A 19,720-nucleotide genomic window follows, 5' to 3' on the forward strand; every position below is an offset into this window, starting at 1 on the left:
CCTGAGATTTGTGTTGTGGTTGACCCAAGGCAACTGTGATGAAATGCGACCCCACTCTCTATCGCGCCACGCCGCCATCACTTGCCGTGAAACCCCGTCTGATCCGCCACCTGTTCCTGCCGCCGCTGGTCATCGCTCTGATGATCGGACTGGGTTACATCGGCTTCTGGACCAGCGAACATTTCGGCATCCGCAGCCTCGGCGAAAACGGCCAGCGCCAACTGGAACTGCACGCCCGCGCGGTCGAAAGCGAGATCAGCAAATACACCTACCTGCCCAGCCTGCTGGAGCTCGAATCGAGCGTTTCGCAGCTGCTGGACGACCCGACCCCGGAACACCGGCAAACGGTCAACGATTACCTTGAAGGTCTGAACCGGCGCAGCCGCAGTCGGGCCATCTACGTCATGGACACCACCGGCCGGGTCATGGCCACCAGCAACTGGCGTGACGTCGACAGCTACCTCGGTGAAGACCTGTCGTTCCGCGCCTACTTCCAGAATGCCATCCGCGGCCAGCCCGGACGCTTCTACGGGATCGGCAGCACCAACGGCGAGCCCGGTTATTACCTGGCCCACGGCCTCGAAGAACACGGCAAGATCATCGGCGTGGCGGTGGTCAAGGTGCGCCTGGAAGCCATGGAAGAACGCTGGCAGCGGGCGCGCCTCGAAGCATTCGTCAGTGATGAAAACGGCATCATCATTCTGTCCAGCGATCCGGCCCGGCGCCTGAAATCGGTCATACCGCTGAGCGACGAGACCAAGGAAAAACTCGCCCGCAGCCTGCAGTACTACTGGTTCCCGCTGAACGAGCTGCAACCGCTGGCCCGGGAAACCCTGTCCGAAGGCGTGGAAAAACTCACCTTCCCGGCCAACAGCGAAGTGCCGAGCCAACAGGATGGCGATGAAGAAAGCATCAGCTACCTGGCGCAAACCCGACCGTTGAGCGATACCCCGTGGAATTTCACCCTGCTCACGCCGTTGCAGGATCTGCGGCGCGAGGCAATCAATCAGGGGATTCTGGTGGCCGTGGCGTTTGCCCTGGTGGCGTTTCTGCTGATCGCCTGGAACGAACGGCGCAAGGTCATCGCCACCCGCCTCGCCGCCCGCGAAGCCTTGCAGGAAGCCAACAATCAACTGGAGCGTCGGATTACCGAACGCACCGCCGACCTGCGCGCCAGCAACGACCGGCTCAAGAGCCAGATCCGCGAACGGCGTCAGGCCGAAGAAACCTTGCGCCGCGCCCAGGACGAACTGGTGCAGGCCGGTAAACTCGCAGCCATCGGCCAGATGTCCACCAGCATCGCCCACGAACTGAACCAGCCGCTGGCGGCGATGCGCACGCTGTCGGGCAACACCATTCGCTTCCTTGAGCGCGGCCAGCTGGATGTCGCCAGCACCAACCTCAAGACCATCAACGACCTGATCGATCGCATGGGCCGGATCACCGCCAGCCTGCGCTCCTTCGCCCGACGCGGCGACGACAAGGGCCGCGCCAGCCTTGGCAAAGCGGTGGACGCCGCCCTGCAAGTACTCGGTGCTCGCGTCGAAAGTGCCTCGCTGCAACTGCATCGCCAGTTCGACGATGTGCAGGTGCAAATCGACCAGACGCGCCTGGAACAGATTCTGGTCAACCTGATCGGCAACGCCCTCGACGCCATGCAGGCGCAACCGCTGCCGGAACTGTGGCTGGAAGGCGAAGAATTCAACGGCAAATATCGCCTGCGGGTGCGCGACAACGGCCACGGCATCGACGCCGAAGCGCGCAAGCATCTGTTCGAACCGTTCTTCACCACCAAGCCCGGCGAACAGGGTCTGGGCCTCGGCTTGACCCTGTCGGCCAGTCTGGCGGCCGCCACCGGCGGGCATCTGGGTGTCGAACACCCGGCCAGCGGTGGTACCACTTTCGTCCTCAGTTTACCGTTGGTAAGCCCTACTCCTGCCGAGCCAATATGAACAACGACCTCAGTGTATTGATCGTCGAAGACGACCCCCATGTCCTGCTCGGCTGCCAGCAGGCGCTGACGCTGGAAGACATTCCCTGCATCGGCGTCGGCAGTGCCGAAGAAGCGCTGGAGCAGGTCGGTGACAATTTCGCCGGGATCGTCATCAGCGACATTCGCCTGCCGGGCATCGACGGCCTGGAGCTGCTGACCCGGCTCAAGCAGCGCGACCGCAGCCTGCCGGTGGTGTTGATCACCGGCCACGGCGACATATCCATGGCGGTCGGCGCGATGCAGAAAGGCGCCTACGACTTCATGGAGAAACCGTTCTCCCCCGAGCGTCTGGTCGATGTGGCCCGCCGTGCCCTGGAGCAACGCAGCCTGAATCGCGAAGTCTCGTCCCTGCGTCGGCAACTGGCCGAACGTGATTCACTGGAAGGACGGATCATCGGGCGTTCGCCGGCCATGCAGAACCTGCGCGAACTGATCGCCAACGTCGCCGATACCTCGGCTAATGTGCTGATCGAAGGCGAAACCGGTACCGGCAAGGAACTGGTCGCCCGTTGCCTGCATGATTTCAGCCGCCGTCACAGCAAACAGTTCGTTGCGCTGAACTGTGGCGGGCTGCCGGAAAACCTGTTCGAAAGCGAAATTTTCGGCCACGAAGCCAACGCCTTCACCGGCGCCGGCAAACGGCGGATCGGCAAGATCGAACACGCCGACGGCGGCACGCTGTTCCTCGATGAAGTGGAAAGCATGCCGCTGCCGTTGCAGATCAAACTGCTGCGGGTGTTGCAGGAACGCACCCTCGAACGCCTCGGCTCGAACCAGAGCGTGGCGGTGGATTGCCGGGTGATTGCGGCCACCAAGTCCGACCTCGACGAATCAAGCAAGGCCGGGGAATTTCGCAGCGACTTGTACTACCGCCTCAACGTGGTAACGCTGGAACTGCCGCCCCTGCGCGAGCGCCGCGAAGACATCCTGCAACTGTTCGAACACTTCACCCAGCAATCAGCCCTGCGTTTCGACCGGGCGCTGCCGGAGCTGGACAACCAGACCCTGTCGAGCCTGATGAGCCACGACTGGCCGGGCAACGTACGGGAACTGCGCAACGTCGCCGAGCGTTTTGCCCTCGGTTTGCCGGCGTTCAAGAAAACCGGCGCGGGTAGCGCGGGCCAGGGTCTGGCATTCGCCGAAGCAGTGGAAGCGTTCGAGCGCAACCTGCTCAGCGACGCCCTGCAACGCAGCGGCGGCAACCTGACCCAGGCCAGCCTGGAACTGGGAATGGCCAAGACCACGCTGTTCGACAAAGTGAAGAAATACGGCCTGAGCCATTAAGCGAGAACGAAGTGGATCTGATTTTCAAGGCAATGCTCGGCGCGGCCGTGGTGGTGATCCTCGCCATGCTGGCCAAGACCAAAAACTACTACATCGCAGGGCTGGTGCCGCTGTTCCCGACCTTCGCCCTGATCGCCCACTACATCGTCGGCAAGGGCCGTTCGATAGACGACCTGAAGACCACCATCGTGTTCGGCATGTGGTCGATCATTCCGTACTTCGTCTATCTGGCGACCTTGTACGTGATGGTCGACCGTATGCGCCTCGAAGCGTCGCTGGCGGTCGCGGCAGTGGCGTGGCTGATGGCGGCGACGGTGCTGGTGTCGGTGTGGGTGCGGCTTCACGCCTGAATCAGAGCAGGTTGTGTTCCGCCACCGGTTCGATCTGCGCCCAGTGCGACGTGTCTTCGCGATGCTCGCGCAAATACGGCAACACCGCCGCCAGCAACGGTTCCTTGAACGCTTCCTGAAAGCGGTGCGCCAGCCCCGGAATCAGCCGCAGCTGACTGCCGCGAATGTGCGCCGCCAGGTGCACGCCGTGCATCACCGGCAGCAGCGGATCCGCCGTGCCATGCACCACCAGCGCCGGCACCCGCAGCTGGTTGAGCAACGCCACCCGGCTCGGTTCGGCGAGGATCGCCATGATCTGGCGCTTCACGCCTTCGGGATTGAACGCCCGGTCATAGGACAGCGCCGCCTGATGCAGCAAGGCCTGCCGGTCATCGCTCACTGAAGGGCTGCCCAGCGCGGCCAGCAGATCGGCCTGTTGCTCCAGCGCAATCTGGCGATTGGGCGCGCCGCGCCGTGACAACAACTGCACCAGCGCCGCGCTCGGCGCCGGCAGCCCTTCGGCACCGGAGCTGGTCATGATCAGCGTCAGGCTCTCGACCCGTTGCGGCGCCATCGCCGCCATGTGCTGGGCGATCATCCCGCCCATGCTCGCGCCAAGCACGTGGAATTGCTCGACGTGCAACGCGTCCATCAGGCCCAGCGCATCGTCGGCCATGTCGGTCAGGGTGTAGGGCGCCGCCACCGGCAGGCCGAGTTTGTAGCGCAGCACTTCAAAGGTCAGGTTGGCTTCCACCGGCGTCTGGCGCCAGGTCGACAGACCGACATCGCGGTTGTCATAACGGATCACCCGAAAGCCCTGCTGACACAGCGCGACCACCACTTCATCCGGCCAGTGGATCAACTGGCCGCCCAGGCCCATCACCAGCAACAGCGCCGGATCCGACGCACGGCCGATGCTTTGGTACGCCAGGCTCACCTGCTCCAGATCGACCCGCTCGGTCGGTACATTGACGTCGCAACGCGACGCCGCATAGGACGCCGGAACGCAAAAAACCGCGGCCAACAACGCCGCGATTGCAAAAAATCCCTTGAACATGAAAAACACCGAAACGCAGAACCCCAGTAGAGCGCGAGTCTGATGAAGTTTGTTCAAGCGCGCTGCCACAGTTCGATGACAGTTTGATGAAGAGTGCCGAGCGGTCGACACCCTTCATTCGGTGTTGCCGTTACGCCAACTGACTGCGCAACTGCCGAGCCGCCGCGACCATGTTGACCAATGCGGCTTCGGTCTCCGGCCAGGCGCGAGTCTTCAGGCCGCAATCGGGGTTGACCCATAGCCGCTGCGCCGGAATGCGCTTCACGGCTTTGCTCATCAGTTTCACCATCTCGGCGGTGTCCGGCACGCGCGGCGAGTGGATGTCGTAGACGCCCGGGCCGATGTCGTTCGGATAGTCGAACGCTTCGAAGGCCTCGAGCAACTCCATGTCCGAACGCGAGGTTTCGATGGTGATCACATCGGCGTCCATGTCGGCGATCGCCTTGATCACGTCATTGAATTCGCTGTAGCACATGTGGGTGTGGATCTGGGTTTCATCCTTCACTCCCGACGCTGTCAGGCGGAACGCCTGCACCGCCCAGTCGAGGTATTCCTGCCATTGTTCACGGCGCAGCGGCAGGCCTTCGCGGAACGCCGCCTCGTCGATCTGCACGATCTTGATTCCGGCGTTTTCCAGATCGACCACTTCGTCACGCAGGGCCAGCGCCAGTTGTTGCGCCTGGACTTTGCGCGACACGTCTTCGCGGGGGAACGACCACATCAGCATGGTCACGGGACCGGTCAGCATGCCTTTCATCGCCTTGTCCGTCAGGCTCTGGGCGTAGCTGATCCAGTCAACGGTCATGGCGTTCGGACGGCTGAGGTCGCCATAAATCACCGCCGGTTTCACGCAGCGGGAACCGTAGCTCTGGACCCAGCCGAAGCGGGTGAACAGGTAACCGTCGAGCTGCTCGGCGAAGTACTCGACCATGTCGTTGCGCTCGGCTTCACCGTGCACCAGTACATCCAGGCCCAGACGTTCCTGCACCTGCACCGCGTGGCGGATTTCGCTGCGCATGGCATCGTGGTAGTCGTTGGCCGACAGCTTGCCCTGCTTGAATGCCTGACGGGCCAGGCGAATCGAGCCGGTCTGCGGGAACGAACCGATGGTGGTGGTCGGGAACATCGGCAATTTCAGACGCGCCTGTTGCGCGGCGATGCGTTTGGCGAACGGCGAATGCCGCTGGCTGTCGCTGGCATTGATCGCCTCGATCCGCGCTTGCACGTCGGCCTTGTGAATACGCGGCGAGCGGGCGCGGCTCTCTTGAATCGCGCGGCTTGCGGCCAGTGCGTTTTGCACGTTCGGCGCTTGCGGGTCGTTCAGCGCATCACGCAACACCGAGATTTCGCTGCACTTCTGTACGGCGAATGCCAGCCAGCTTTTCAGTTCCGGATCGAGCTTGTCTTCACGCTCGACATCCACCGGGCTGTGCAGCAACGAGCAGGAACTGCTGACCCACAGGTTGTCGCCAAAGCGCTCCTGCGCCGGCTGCAGTTGCGCCAGCGCCTGCTCCAGTTCGCAGCGCCAGACGTTGCGCCCGTTGACCAGCCCGACCGAGAGAATCTTGTAGGTCGGCAGACGATCGAGCACCTGACCGAGCTGATCCGGTGCCCGCACAGCGTCGATGTGCAGGCCTTGCACCGGCAGGCCGACGGCCAAACCGAGGTTGTCTTGCAAACCACTGAAATAGGTCGCCACCAGTTTCTTCAGCGGCGAATACTGCAGGATGTGATAGGCGCGTTCGAAGGCGCTTTTCCAGGCTTGCGGCAGATCGAGGGTGAGGATCGGCTCGTCGATCTGCACCCACTCCACGCCCTGTGCAGCGAGACGACCGAGGATTTGGTTGTACACCGGCAGCAGGCGCTCGAGCAGATCGAGCTTGTCGAAGCCGTTGCCTTTCGCCTTGCCCAGCCACAGGTAAGTCAGCGGGCCGATGATCACCGGTTTGACGTTGTGACCGAGGGCTTTGGCTTCTTCGACTTCATCGAACAGCTGTTCCCAGCTCAGCTTGAATGGCTGGTCGGCGGTGAATTCCGGGACCAGGTAGTGGTAGTTGGTATCGAACCACTTGGTCAGTTCCTGGGCGTATTGAGTCTTGCCGTGCTCACCGCCGCAGCAGGACGCCGTGGCGCCGCGGGCCATGGCGAACAGGGTGTCGAGGGTCGGCAGACCGCGTTCGTCACGCACACCGTCGAAACGCTCGGGGATCACACCGAAGGTCAGCGAGTGGGTCAGCACCTGGTCGTACCAGGCGAAGTCGCCGACCGGCAGCAGGTCGATGCCGGCGTCCTTCTGCAATTGCCAGTGCCTGGCGCGCAGCTCGCGGCCGACCTGATTCAGAGCGGCCTGATCGAGATCGCCTTTCCAGTAGGCTTCGAGGGCTTTTTTCAGTTCGCGGTCGGCGCCGATGCGCGGGAAACCCAGGGTGTGTGCCACGGCCATGTCGAGTGTTCTCCATTGCGTAAAAGATGGCGCCATTGTCGACAGTCAGAGCAACATGAGACAAACTCAACCTTTTCGTGTTGATCACAAATTTTCCTCATGGAGCCTGCGGTGCTTGAGATCCGTCACCTGAAAACCCTGCATGCCCTGCGCGAAGCCGACAGCCTGGTCGATGCGGCCGACCGCCTGCACCTGACCCAGTCGGCGCTGTCCCACCAGTTCAAGGAGCTGGAAGAGCGCATGGGCATGCCGTTGTTCGTGCGCAAGACCAAACCGGTGCGCTTCACCAGCGCCGGCCTGCGCCTGCTGCAACTGGCCGACGCGACCCTGCCGCTGCTGCGCGCCGCCGAACGTGATATCGGGCGTCTGGCCGGTGGCACCGCCGGGCGTCTGCACATGGCCATCGAATGCCACAGCTGCTTCCAGTGGCTGATGCCGACCATCGACCAGTTCCGCGATGCGTGGCCGGAAGTCGAACTCGACCTCGCTTCGGGTTTCTCCTTCGCACCACTGCCGGCCCTGGCCCGGGGTGATCTGGATCTGGTGGTGACGTCCGATCCGCTGGAAATCGCCGGCATCACCTACGTGCCGCTGTTCACCTACGAGGCGATGTTGGCGGTCGCCAACCAGCACGCACTGGCAAGCAAACCGTACATCGTCCCCGAAGATCTGCTGACCGAAACCCTGATCACTTATCCGGTGGAACGTGACCGCCTCGATATCTTCACCCGCTTCCTCGAACCGGCCGACATCGAGCCGGCGCAGGTACGCACGTCAGAGCTGACGGTGATGATGATGCAGCTGGTGGCCAGCGGCCGTGGCGTGTGCGGCATGCCGCACTGGGCGCTGCATGAATACAGCTCGCGCGGTTACGTGAAGGGCAAGCGGCTGGGCGAGAAAGGTCTGTTTGCGACGCTGTACGCGGCGATCCGCGCCGACATGCTCGACGCGCCGTACATGCGCGACTTCCTGCTGACGGCCAAGGACACCTCGTTCTCGACCCTGGATGGGGTCAGCGCGGTTCGTTGAGACTGGCGGTTGGCACGAAAGGCTGGGACCACATGTGGATCTTGTCGAAGTAGTCCTCGCCGACCCGCACCGCCATCGGCTCGAGGCCGAACTGGACGAAGCCGCAGCGCTGGTACAGATGAAACGCCGCGTCATTACCGGCGGTGACGGTCAATTGAATGACTTTCAGCGCCGGATGCTGCTGCGCTTCCCCCAGCACCGCCTCCATCAATTTCAGCCCCAGCCCGCGCTGACGAAACTCGGCCGACACATACATGCCGAACACCGTTGCCTTGTGCCGGGCCTTCTCCCGAGGCTCGAACGCCAGGCCGACGATCCCCACCAGCCGGCCCTCTTCAAACGCGCCAAACACTGCGTCGAGCTTGCTGGTCAGGCGTGATTCCCACCAGCTCAACGGCATCACTGCACGCTCGCGCACACTGGAGGTGAACGCCTGCGGATGCCGGTCATACGCCTCCAGCATCAATTCGCGATAGGCCAGCGCATGACTGGCGTCCAGCCGCTCGATCCACATGTTCAGGCGGCCTTGCGCTGTTCAAGCATCAGCCGCACGGCCAGGCCGCCCAGCACGAATCCCATGAAATAACGCTGCGCCGCCAGCCAGGTCGGGTTGTTGACGAACCACGAAGCGATCCCCGCCGCGAACAGCGCGATCAGCAGGTTGACGCTGAAACTGACGCTGATCTGGGTCAGGCCGAGGATGATGCTCTGGGTGAACACCGAGCCGTGCTCGGGGGTGATGAACTGCGGGAATACCGAGAGGTAGAACACCGCGATTTTCGGGTTCAAGGCACTGGTGAGAAAGCCCATGGTGATCAGTCTGCGCGACGAATCCGCCGGCAACTGTTGCGCCTCGAACGGCGAGCGGGCGCCGGGTTTCACCGCCTGCCAGGCCAGCCACAACAGGTACAGCGCACCGGCCCACTTCAACACTTCATAGGCCATCGGCACGGCGAGAAACACCGCGGTCAAACCGGCGGCCGCCGCGAACAGGTGCACGAAGAATCCCGCCACCACGCCGAGCAGCGAGGTCACCCCGGCGCGACGTCCCTGGCAGATCGACCGCGAGATCAGGTAGATCATGTTCGGCCCCGGCGTCAGTACCATCAGCAGTGCGGCGGCGGCGAAAATCAACAGGTCTTGAAGCGGGATCATGACGAAGTCCTTTGCACGAATGATCAGGCGATCGCAGTCAGCGAGGCTCGATAAAACGGCAGGATCAGGTCGCGTGTCAATGGGGCGAGAAGCACATCGCCGTCGGTGGTCGGGTCGATCCAGATCACCTCTTCGATCTCGGCCGCCGGAGACACCTTGGCGTCGATGGTCAATTGAAAGATGTCGGCCTGCACGACGAATCCCGGCTCGTTGGCGGCGGGTGCCGAGAACTGACCGAGAAAGCTTGCCTGCGCCGGATCGATCACCAGTCCCAGTTCTTCCTCCAGCTCACGGGCCAGCGCATGCACCGGCAGTTCATCGGCTTCAATCTTGCCGCCCGGTTGCATGAACGCCGTGGTGTTGCGCTTGCGCACCAGCAGGGTCTGGCCGTCGGGACCGATCAGCAGCGCGGCGGCGATACGGATGATGCGGGGGGAAACTGCGGATACAGAAGTCATGGGTCAGCCACCGGCCTTGAGAAAAGCCGCAAGGATCCCATGCCGGCCGCGCCAGCGTCATCCACCCTGGGCCGCGAGCGTCGTCTCGGGCTCTTGCGGCACCTTCACGAATACCTTGTATTTGCCGCCCTCCATGGCCTCGAAACTGATCAGTTTTTCAACCAGCGGAGCGCTCAGCACTTTGCCGGCGTTGAGCAGCAACATGCCGTTGTCGGCATTGAGGTTGCGCGCGAGGATCATCCCCGCCGCCAACTCCCGGGTGCCCATGACCTTGACGTCCGGATCGGCCAGGGTGATGTCGCTGACCATTGCGCAGACCTTGATGAAATCCTCGATCAGCTCGGGATCGTAGAGTTTGCCGGCGTACTGGCGCAGGTACAGCAAGGCTTCATCGCTGTTCATCTGCCGCTCGAGAATCAGCCCGCGCTGCAACTCGACAAAATCCACCGCCAGTTTCAACAGCCGCGAGCCCAAGGGAATGGCCTCGCCCTTGAGCCGGTCGGGAAACCCGCTGCCGTCCCAGTGCTCCTGATGGTGCAGGATCAGCCGCGCGGCATCCTTCATCGGGTCCAGTGTCATCAACAGCGATTCGCTCTGTTTCGGATAAGCCCGATAGCGGTCCCGCTCGGTGCTGTGCAGCAAGTCCGACGGCGTGGTCATCATGCTGTCGGTCCAGCTCAGCTTGCCGATATTGTAGAGCGCGGCGGCCATGGTCAGGTCGCGGCTGGCGGCTTCGTCCAGACGGTGCATCTTGCAGTAGCCGCGTACCAGCTCGATGATCTGCCGATTGGTCTGCTTCGCCGGCGGCAGGCGCAGGTTGGCCAGCAACGAGAACATTTCGGTGCCTGTCAGGAAACTGCGCTTGAGCTCCTCGTAGGCGAGGTCGAGCATGTCGGCGGTCTGCTGCAGTTCGGCGGTACGGGCGGCGACGTGTTTTTCCAGGGTGCTGTTGAGCAATTTCAATTGTTCGTTTTGCACTCGCGTCAGTTTTTCCAGACGTTCGCGCTCGCGTGCCAGATGCTGATGCTCGAGGGCCTGACGCAAGGTCAGCAGCATTTCCTCGTCGTTCCAGGGTTTGCTGATGTAACGGTGGATCTGCCCTTCGTTGATGGCCTTGATGATCGCCGAAGGATCGGCGTAGCCGGTGAGCATGATCCGCGCGGTCGCCGGATACCGCTCATGAACAAGAGCCAGCAGCGTGGCCCCATCCATGTTGGGCATGCGCGCGTCGCTCATCACCAGATTCACCGGTTGCTGCTCGAGTATTTCCAGCGCCTGGGCACCGCTGGTGGCCAGCAAGACGTCATAAGGCTGGCCGCGCAGCAGACGGCGCAGGCTGTTGAGGATCGGTTCCTCGTCATCGACCAGCAGCACTTTGGGCCGGGGCGGCGAAATCGGGGCGGACGGCTCTTCCATGGCGAAGCCTCGTGAAAAACGTTGGACATGACTGACGCGCCGGCAGACCTCCCCTGCTTACCCGCGCTTGAATCACAGGCTAGATGATTTTCGCCGGGGCCGTGTAAATCCTCTGTTACACCGCGACAGGCGAAGTTGCGCCCCTGCAACTATGCTCAAGTCGCTGGACGACACCATCGGCCTGCGCGCAGGCATTTGATGAGGGGAAAGGGATGCTCCCGATGACGAATGTGCGTGAACACACGGGTATTGCGTCATGAGTGCGCAACCCGGACACACCAACCGCCGCGTGCTCATCGTCGACGATACCGCGTCGATCCATGACGATTTCGCCAAGATCCTCAAACCGGCCACGGCTGAAGCCGACAGCCTGGATGAAACGGAAAGCCTGCTGTTCGGCGATGCGTCCTCCGCCCCCGTCGCACCGAAAGACCGTTTCGAACTGGACTCGGCCTATCAGGGCCGCGAAGCGCTGGACAAAGTCGAAGCCGCACTTGCCGCCGGGCGCCCGTACGCCATGGCCTTCATCGACATGCGCATGCCGCCGGGCTGGGATGGCCTGGAAACCATCGAGCGGCTGTGGCAGGTCGATCCCAAGCTGCAGGTGGCCCTGTGCACCGCCTACTCCGATTACTCGTGGGAAGACATCGACCAGCGGCTGGCCCTGACCGATCGCCTGCTGATCCTGAAAAAACCCTTCGACGCGATAGAAATCCGGCAGATGGCCAGCGCCCTGACGGTCAAGTGGCAAATGACCGAAGACGCCGCCATGAAGATGAACCTGCTGGAGCAGGCGGTTCAGGAGCGTACCCGGGAACTGTCCGACGCCAACATCATCGTGCAGAACAGCCCGACCATCCTCTACCGGTTGCGCGGTGAACCGTCGTTTCCGCTGATGTACATCTCCCACAACATCACCCGCTACGGCCATGTCGCGGCTGATCTGGTGGGTTCGGCCAACTGGGCGCAGACGCTGATTCACCCGGACGATCAGGTCAGTGTCGATACCGCCATGGGCCGGGTGCTCGATCGGCATGCCGAAGGCGCCACCATCGAGTTTCGCCTGCGTACCGGCGCGGGCGACTGGCGCTGGGTGGAAAACCGCTACATCCCGGTGCGCGATCACGACGGCCGGCTGCTGGAAGTCGAGGGGATCATTCTTGACATCACCGAACGCCGGCTGGCCGAAGAGAAAATGGCCTTGCTGGCCCGCACGGACGGACTCACCGGACTGGCCAATCGCGCCACGCTGATCGAGCGTCTGCATCAGGCCTTCGCCGCCGCGCGTCGGGGAGCGGCACCTTTTGCGGTGTTTTACCTGGATCTGGATCACTTCAAGCGGATCAACGACACCCTCGGCCATCCAGTCGGCGATCTGTTGTTGCAGGCAGTGGCGCAACGGATCAAATCCAATGTACGGGAAAATGACGTGGTCGCACGTCTGGGGGGAGACGAGTTCGCGATCCTGCAACTGGACGTCAGCGACCCGACCCAGTCTGCTGCCATCGCGACCAAGATCCGCGATGCGCTTCTGGAGCCCTACCAACTGGCAGGCAATGCCTTGCGCATTTCCGTCAGTATCGGCATCTGCCTGTACCGCGCCAACAGTCTGGATGCCGACAGTCTGCTGGCCGGCGCCGACATGGCGCTGTACCGCGCCAAGGAAACGGGGCGCAATCAGTACCAGTTCCATTCCGAGCAAATCACTCGCGAAGTCGCCGAGCGCATGGCCCTGGCCGAGGAATTGATGACCGCCCTGACTCAGGGAGGACTGAAGCTCGACTACACGCCGGAAGTGGACATGCACAGCGGCAAGATTCTCGGCATGGCCGCGCAGGTCAAATGGCAACATCCCCGGCTTGGTCTGCTGCCGGCGTCGGCCTTCGTACCGGCAGCGGAAAAGACCGGTGCAATCATCCCGCTCGGTCGCTGGATACTGGATCACGCCTGCTGGCAGATGCGCCAGTGGCAAAACGAGGGAGTGGCGCCTCCGGTGATGGCGATCAGGATTTCCCTGGCGCAACTCAAGAGCGGCCCCGAACTCATCTATGACGTGCTGCGCACCACCGCCCGCTGGGAACTGGCACCGTGGGATCTGCGTTTCGATGTCACCGAAGCGACCCTGGCCCAGACCAAATGGACCCACAACGATGTGCTGCCGCGCCTCAGCGAGCTTGGGGTAAAGATCGCCATCGACGATTTCGGCACCGAATACTCATCGTTCGATTACCTGAAAACCTACCGGGTCAATCACCTCAAACTCGCCCAATCCCTGATCGACAGTGCAGCCCAGGATGAAGGCAGCGCCAATACCCTGCGAGCGATCGTCAATTTCGCCCGGGATCTGGCGATCGACATCAGCGCCGAAGGCGTCCAGCCCGCAGATCGGGATGACGCCCTCACCTCTTCGGCCCCGCTGAAAAACGTGCAAGGCCTTTGCTTCAGGGAAGCTGTCAGCCCCGAGCAAGCAGCCCGCCTGCTGAAGGACGGAAACGCGACTGCCCCGCTGCCCAGGGAGGATGAGGGATGAAAACACCTTTTCCCCAGACCAACCGGCGCATATTGATCGTCGACGATACCCCGGCGATCCATGATGACTTTCGCAAGATACTGACCCCGGACGCCAGCGGTGCAGCAGACCTGGATACGCTCGAACAAACGCTGTTCGGCACCCGGCAATCATCGCACCTGACGTTCCAGCTCGACTCCGCCTATCAGGGGCAGGAAGCGCTGAAACTGGTGCAGCATGCGGTGGAAGAAGGCCGGCCTTATGCCCTCGCGTTCACCGACATGCGCATGCCGCCCGGTTGGGACGGCCTGGAAACCATCGAAAAACTGTGGGCGGTCGATCCGAATCTGCAAATCGCCTTGTGCACCGCCTATTCCGACTACAGCTGGGAGGCCATGGCCGAACGACTGGAATTCGGCGATCAGTTGCTGATCCTGAAAAAACCGTTCGACACCCTGGAAATCCGCCAGATGGCCAATGCCCTGACCTGGAAATGGCAGTTGGCCCAGGATGCGGCGCTGAAAATGCTCAGTCTCGAGCAGACCATCGAAGCCCGCGTGCATGAATTGCTCAAGGTCTCGCACCTGTTGCAGTACGACAGCCTCACGGGCCTGCCCAACAGCACCTTGCTCGGTGACCGTTTGACTCAGTCGCTGGCCGCTTGCCGGCGCCATGACAAACAACTGGTGGTGATGTTTCTTGGGCTGGATCGCTTCAAGCGCATCAACAATGCCCTGGGCCATCCGGCGGGCGACGAGATGCTCAAACGGGTCGGCCAGCAATTGCTCGCCTGCGTGCGCGAATCGGATTCGGTTTTTCGTTATGGCTCCGACGAATTCGTGGTGATGCTCAGCGACATCAATCACCCGCAGCAGTCGCGCAGCATCGCCGAGAAACTACTGAGCACTATCCGCACACCACAGACAATCGTCGGGCATGACGTGAGCGTCACGGCCAGTCTGGGCATCAGCCTCTACCCCGATGACGGGCTCGAGGCCATCGAGCTGATCAAGAAAGCTGAAACGGCCATGCGCAGCGCCAAGGAAAACGGACCGAACGAAATCGGCTTTTTCATCGAAGCCATGAACCAGCGCGCCCGGGAACAGCAAAGCATCGAGTCGGGCATTCGCCAGGCCCTGCAACGCCAGGAATTCGTCCTGCATTACCAGCCGAAAATCGAGCTGGCCAGCGGCCGGGTAGTCGGTGCCGAGGCACTGGTGCGCTGGCAGAAACCGGGGCATGGCTGGGTCTATCCCTCGGAGTTCATCCCGGTGGCCGAAGACAGCGGCCTGATCGTGCCGCTGAGCAAATGGGTGCTGGCCGAGGCCTGTCGTCATACCCGTGAATGGCAACAGGCGGGATTGCCGCCGATTCGCATGTCGGTCAACACCTCGGCCATCGACTTTCGTCAGCGCCATTTCGTCGAGGGCATCGAGCAGGTACTGGCACAGACCGGGCTCGATCCCCGTCTGCTGGAACTGGAGATCACCGAAGGTGTGCTGATGCAGAACGTCGACGCAACGATGAACGCGCTGGGCAGGCTGAAGGCGCTGGGGGTTCGGCTGGCCATCGATGACTTCGGCACCGGTTATTCCAGCTTGAGCTATCTGCGCCGCTTTCCCATCGATGTGCTGAAAATCGATCAATCGTTCATTCGCGGCCTGAGCCATGACAGCGGTGATGCCGCCCTGGTCGGCGCGATCATCAGCCTGGGCAAGAGCCTGAACCTCAACGTCATTGCCGAAGGTGTGGAAACCGCGCATCAGTTGGCATTTCTAAAAGCTCATCACTGCGAGGAAGGCCAGGGCTTCTATTTCAGCAAGGCCTTGCCGGCAGAGGCCTTCGCCCGGTTGCTGGAGTCTGCTCAACCTGGCACGTGGGGTGTTTCATGAATCGCCCGGGGTCGTTGGTTCTACTGCTCGGTCTGTGCGCAAATGCCATCGCCGCACCGCTGGACGAGCCGCTGAAACCCTTGCCGCCAAAGCCGCACCTGGATGCCAGGCGGGTCGAGCTCGGGCGCCAGTTGTTCCATGACCCGCGATTGTCGATCAATAACACGCTGTCCTGCGCCAGCTGCCATCAACTGGATAAAAGCGGTGCCGACACCCGCGCCTTCTCCAACGGCTTCGATGGGCAACCGGTGGCGGTCAACACACCAACCGTATTCAACGCCAGCCTCAATTTCCGCCAGTTCTGGGATGGCCGCGTCGAAACCCTGGAAGAACAAAGCAACGTCGTGATCACCAGCCCCCACGAAATGGGCAGCGACTGGAACACCGTCGTGCAACGGATCGCTGACGACGCAGCCTATGGTCAGAGCTTTCGTGCCGCCTACCCCGATGCCGTGAGCCGGGCCAATATCCAGAATGCGCTGGCCACCTATGAGCGCACGCTGCTGACCCCCGACTCCCGTTTCGATCAGTACCTGCTGGGCAATACCGATATCCTGACCCTCGAAGAAAAATACGGCTATCAGCGTTTCAAGGAGTACGGCTGCATTGCCTGCCATCAGGGCGTCAACATCGGCGGCAACATGTTCCAGAAATTTGGCGTGTTCGGCGACTACATCGCCGATCGCGGTAACCCGACGGTGGCCGACCAGGGCCGTTTCAACGTGACCGGCGACGAAGCCGACCGCGCCGTGTTCAAGGTGCCGAGCCTGCGTAATGTCGCGCTGACCGCACCGTACTTCCATGACGGCTCGGCGCCCACCCTCGAACGGGCCGTGGACGTGATGTTCCAGTATCAGTTGGGGCGCATGCCGAGCGAAGAAGACAAGACCCTGATCATCCTGTTTCTCAAGACCCTGACCGGCCATCCGGAGGGCCAGCCATGATGAAGGTTTCACGCCGTGTCAGCCTGATGTTGATCGGGCTCGTCGCCGTGCTGCTGGCCTCGATCCTGGTGTTTCTCTACCTCAAGTCCAGCACCGAGCAGACGACGGCCTACACCGAGTCCCGGGACCTGATCCGCCAGATCAAGCAGCAGGACTCGCTGTGGGAAAACGAAATTCTCAAGGCGCGGGTGGCGATCTCCCACAATTACGACCCGCTGGTCTCGCCGATGAGCGAGATGAACCGCCTGTGGGAACGCTTCGACACCATGGAGTCCGGCCACGGGCGCAACGACTCGACACAATGGGACGAAGCCCACGAGAGTTTTCTCAAGGCGATGCAGGAAAAGACCCGGCTGGTGGAGCAGTTCAAGTCGCACAACGCCTTGCTGCGCAACTCTCTGGCGTTCCTGCCGACCGCCGAAGATGACATTCAGGCACAACTGGCCGGCCTGTCCGATCTCGACAAGATTCAGGTGCAGAACATCGCCACCGATACCTATGACCTGCTGCTCAGCGCACTGGAGTTCTCTCAGGTCACCTCCGACGACAAGGCCGCCGATATCGTCCTGGGCCTGAACAAACTGGCGGTGAACGCGCAACGCCTGCCCCAGGACTTTCAAGCCCCGATCAGGATCCTGAGCAATCACATCAGCCTGATCCTGCGCGAGCAGCCGATCGTCAACCGCTTGCTCGAGGAGATTGAGGCGGTTCCGGTGGCCGAGCGCCTGGACAACATCACCAACATGCTCAACCGGGATCAGCAGCGGGTCGAAAAAATCGACAGGAAATATCACTTCTATCTGCTGCTGTTCTCGGTCCTGCTGATGCTGTCGCTGCTGTGGCTGGCCATCCGTCTGATCCGCAGTTTCGCCGAGATCAACCGGGTCAACGCAGCCCTGCAAACCGCCAACGATGTGCTGGAGCAACGGGTCGACGAGCGCACCCGGGAGCTCAAGAACGCCCAGAGCGAACTGCTCGACGCCGCACGCCAGGCCGGCATGGCCGAAATCGCGACCAACGTGCTGCACAACGTCGGCAACGTGCTCAACAGCGTGAACATTTCCTCCGACCTGATCGCGCGCAAGTTACGCAACAGCAAGACCCTGGGGCTGGGCAAGGCCATGCAGCTGATCAACGAACACCCCGACGACCTCGGCCAGTTCCTCAGCGAAGACCCCAAGGGCAAATTGCTGCCCGGTTATCTCAATCAACTGGTCGTTGCCATCGCCCAGGAACAGCAGGAAATGGTCGACGAACTGAACCAGATGAACAAAAGTGTCGATCACATCAAGGACATCGTCGCCACCCAGCAATCCTATGCCGGGGCCAGCAGCCTGACCGAGCCGCTGTACATCAGCGAACTGCTCGAAGACGCCCTGCGCATGAACGCCGGAGCCCTGACCCGGCACCACGTCACAGTGGTCAAGGACTACGCCGAAGTGCCGCAGGTGATGGGTGACAAACACCGTTTGCTGCTGATCCTGATCAACCTGATCAGCAACGCCAAATACGCGATGTCCGACCTCAGCAACCGCCCGCGCACCATCACCCTGGGCGTAAAAATCGTCGACGGGAATTATCTGGAAATCAGCGTCAAGGACGATGGCGAAGGTATCGCCCCGGAAAACATGACGCGGATCTTTGCCCACGGTTTCACCACCCGCAAAGAGGGCCACGGCTTCGGCCTGCACAGTTGCGCCCTGGCGGCCATCGAGATGAACGGCCACCTCACGGCCCACAGCGACGGACCTGGCCAGGGCGCCCTGTTCACCTTGCAGATTCCGCTGATCGCGGTAACGGAGAACGCATGAGCGAATTGTCGAACCGCCGCATTCTGCTGATCGATGACATGCCGTCGATCCACGAAGACTTTCGCAAGATCCTTGCCCCGGCTTCAGCGCAGTCGGCAGAGATGGACGAAATGGAAGCCGCGCTGTTCGGCGAAACCGCCAGACCCCGGCGAGCGGTTTTCGAACTGGACTCGGCCTACGGAGGGGAAGAAGGCCTGGCCAAACTCAACCTGGCCTTGCAGGAACAATGTCCCTACGCCCTGGCGTTCGTCGACATGCGCATGCCCGACGGCTGGGACGGGGCGCAAACCATCGAAGCGCTGTGGCAGCGGGATCCGCAGTTGCAGGTGGTGGTCTGTACCGCCTATTCCGACTATTCCTGGGACGAATTGCTGGATCGTCTGCACGCCCATGACCGGCTGCTGATTCTGAAAAAACCCTTCGACAACATCGAAGTCCAGCAGATGGCCAACACCCTTCTGACCAAATGGCAGATGACCGAGCGCGCGTCGCTGCAAATGCATCACCTGGAACATCTGGTGGATCAGCGTACCGCCCAGTTCAAGCAGGCCAGCGAAGCCTTGCAGCGGGAAATCGACGAACGCAAACAGCTGGAAGGCCAGTTGGTGCAATCGGAGAAGCTCGCTTCGCTGGGGCAACTGGCCGCTGGCGTCGCCCATGAAATCAACAATCCGATCGGTTTCATTTCCTCCAACCTCGGCACGCTCGACGGCTATTTCCAGCAACTGCTGGCCATGCTCGGCGCCTATCACACCGCCGGGCAAACTCTGCCCGCCGAACTGGCTGGGCAGTTGCAGCAATTGCGCGAGGACCTCGAACTGGATTTTCTGCTCGAAGACATTCCGGTGCTGATCAGGGAATCCAAGGAAGGCATCGCTCGGGTCGGCCAGATCGTCAGGGACCTGAAGGATTTCTCCCGGGTCGACAGCCATCAGCAATGGCAGTGGGCCAATCTGCAACAGGGCATCGAATCGACCCTGAACATTGTCGCCAGCGAGCTCAAGTACAAGGCCGATGTGATCAAGGAGTATCAGGAGCTGCCGGACATCGAATGCCTGCCCTCGCAAATCAATCAGGTCATCATGAACCTGGTGGTCAACGCGGCGCAGGCAATGGGCCCGGAGCGCGGCACCATCACCCTGCGCACTGGCGTGCAGGGAGAATCGGCAGTCATCGAAGTCGCCGATACGGGCTCGGGCATTGCACCCGAAACCCTGCAAAAGATCTTCGACCCGTTCTTCACCACCAAACCGGTCGGCCAGGGGACGGGCCTGGGCCTGTCCCTGTCCTATGGCATTGTGAAAAAACACGGCGGTGACATTTCCGTCAGCAGCAAACCGGGATTCGGTACGACGTTCCGCGTGCAACTGCCGTTGCGCCAAACCCGGCCGGCGGCCTGA

At 61.8% G+C, this 19,720-nt stretch carries 15 protein-coding genes; 9 read left to right on the top strand and 6 right to left on the bottom strand.

All coding sequences use genetic code 11. The features are described 5' to 3' along the window. The first annotated feature begins 38 nt into the window (after positions 1-38). From K3819_RS23360 to K3819_RS23370, 3 genes are read left to right on the top strand one after another with little or no spacing between them, the layout of a single operon-like run. Positions 39-1,952, top strand: a complete 1,914-nt coding sequence (locus K3819_RS23360; protein WP_085647247.1) for a sensor histidine kinase — start codon at positions 39-41, stop codon at positions 1,950-1,952. A gap of 44 nt (positions 1,953-1,996) precedes the next feature. Then, the gene (locus K3819_RS23365) at positions 1,997-3,277 is read left to right on the top strand and encodes a sigma-54 dependent transcriptional regulator (RefSeq protein ID WP_235375867.1); all 1,281 of its coding nucleotides are present in this window, start codon (positions 1,997-1,999) and stop codon (positions 3,275-3,277) included. A 20-nt stretch (positions 3,278-3,297) separates the two neighbouring features. Then, entirely contained in the window at positions 3,298-3,627 is a 330-nt protein-coding gene (locus tag K3819_RS23370; protein WP_162831789.1) for a GlpM family protein, read from the top strand. A gap of 1 nt (position 3,628) precedes the next feature. On the opposite strand, the gene K3819_RS23375 is transcribed toward K3819_RS23370, so the two are convergent. Together K3819_RS23375 and metE are read right to left on the bottom strand one after the other, a co-directional pair. Then, positions 3,629-4,663: an alpha/beta fold hydrolase gene (locus K3819_RS23375; protein ID WP_221398032.1), complete on the bottom strand. Its 1,035-nt coding sequence runs from the start codon at positions 4,661-4,663 to the stop codon at positions 3,629-3,631. 130 nt (positions 4,664-4,793) lie between these two features. Further along, positions 4,794-7,106: a 5-methyltetrahydropteroyltriglutamate--homocysteine S-methyltransferase gene (gene metE / locus K3819_RS23380; RefSeq protein WP_221398033.1), complete on the bottom strand. Its 2,313-nt coding sequence runs from the start codon at positions 7,104-7,106 to the stop codon at positions 4,794-4,796. A 111-nt stretch (positions 7,107-7,217) separates the two neighbouring features. Between metE and metR the strand changes: the two genes are divergently transcribed. Next, positions 7,218-8,135 (top strand): transcriptional regulator MetR, encoded by a 918-nt coding sequence (gene metR, locus K3819_RS23385; protein ID WP_007953158.1) that lies wholly within the window; start codon positions 7,218-7,220, stop codon positions 8,133-8,135. On the opposite strand, the gene K3819_RS23390 is transcribed toward metR, so the two are convergent. From K3819_RS23390 to K3819_RS23405, 4 genes are read right to left on the bottom strand one after another with little or no spacing between them, the layout of a single operon-like run. Beyond that, the gene (locus K3819_RS23390) at positions 8,119-8,649 is read right to left on the bottom strand and encodes a GNAT family N-acetyltransferase (RefSeq protein ID WP_085647243.1); all 531 of its coding nucleotides are present in this window, start codon (positions 8,647-8,649) and stop codon (positions 8,119-8,121) included. The two genes, metR and K3819_RS23390, sit on opposite strands and share 17 nt — an antisense overlap. Before the next feature lie 2 nt (positions 8,650-8,651). Continuing rightward, complete coding sequence (locus K3819_RS23395; RefSeq protein ID WP_085610884.1) at positions 8,652-9,290, bottom strand: LysE family translocator; 639 nt, start codon at positions 9,288-9,290, stop codon at positions 8,652-8,654. A gap of 23 nt (positions 9,291-9,313) precedes the next feature. Then, complete coding sequence (locus K3819_RS23400) at positions 9,314-9,748, bottom strand: NUDIX domain-containing protein (protein ID WP_221398034.1); 435 nt, start codon at positions 9,746-9,748, stop codon at positions 9,314-9,316. Between the two features lie 57 nt (positions 9,749-9,805). Continuing rightward, positions 9,806-11,164, bottom strand: coding sequence for an HD domain-containing phosphohydrolase (locus tag K3819_RS23405; protein WP_064599172.1), 1,359 nt, complete (start codon positions 11,162-11,164; stop codon positions 9,806-9,808). Positions 11,165-11,420: 256 nt separating this feature from the next. On the opposite strand from K3819_RS23405, the gene K3819_RS23410 reads away from it, so the two are divergent. The 5 genes from K3819_RS23410 to K3819_RS23430 are packed head-to-tail and all read left to right on the top strand — an operon-like array spanning position 11,421 to position 19,720. Continuing rightward, positions 11,421-13,694: an EAL domain-containing protein gene (locus K3819_RS23410; RefSeq protein ID WP_221398035.1), complete on the top strand. Its 2,274-nt coding sequence runs from the start codon at positions 11,421-11,423 to the stop codon at positions 13,692-13,694. Next, complete coding sequence (locus tag K3819_RS23415) at positions 13,691-15,565, top strand: bifunctional diguanylate cyclase/phosphodiesterase (RefSeq protein ID WP_221398036.1); 1,875 nt, start codon at positions 13,691-13,693, stop codon at positions 15,563-15,565. The genes K3819_RS23410 and K3819_RS23415 overlap by 4 nt, the downstream gene beginning before the upstream one ends. Continuing rightward, positions 15,562-16,509 (top strand): cytochrome-c peroxidase, encoded by a 948-nt coding sequence (locus tag K3819_RS23420; protein ID WP_085647238.1) that lies wholly within the window; start codon positions 15,562-15,564, stop codon positions 16,507-16,509. Before K3819_RS23415 ends, K3819_RS23420 begins: the two co-directional genes overlap by 4 nt. Next, the gene (locus K3819_RS23425) at positions 16,506-18,320 is read left to right on the top strand and encodes a DAHL domain-containing protein (RefSeq protein ID WP_085610889.1); all 1,815 of its coding nucleotides are present in this window, start codon (positions 16,506-16,508) and stop codon (positions 18,318-18,320) included. Before K3819_RS23420 ends, K3819_RS23425 begins: the two co-directional genes overlap by 4 nt. Next, on the top strand, positions 18,317-19,720 hold the full coding sequence (locus tag K3819_RS23430) for an ATP-binding protein (RefSeq protein WP_085610890.1): 1,404 nt from the start codon (positions 18,317-18,319) through the stop codon (positions 19,718-19,720). The genes K3819_RS23425 and K3819_RS23430 overlap by 4 nt, the downstream gene beginning before the upstream one ends.

Source organism: Pseudomonas sp. 3-2, assembly GCF_019710535.1.
GTDB lineage: Bacteria > Pseudomonadota > Gammaproteobacteria > Pseudomonadales > Pseudomonadaceae > Aquipseudomonas > Aquipseudomonas pharyngis.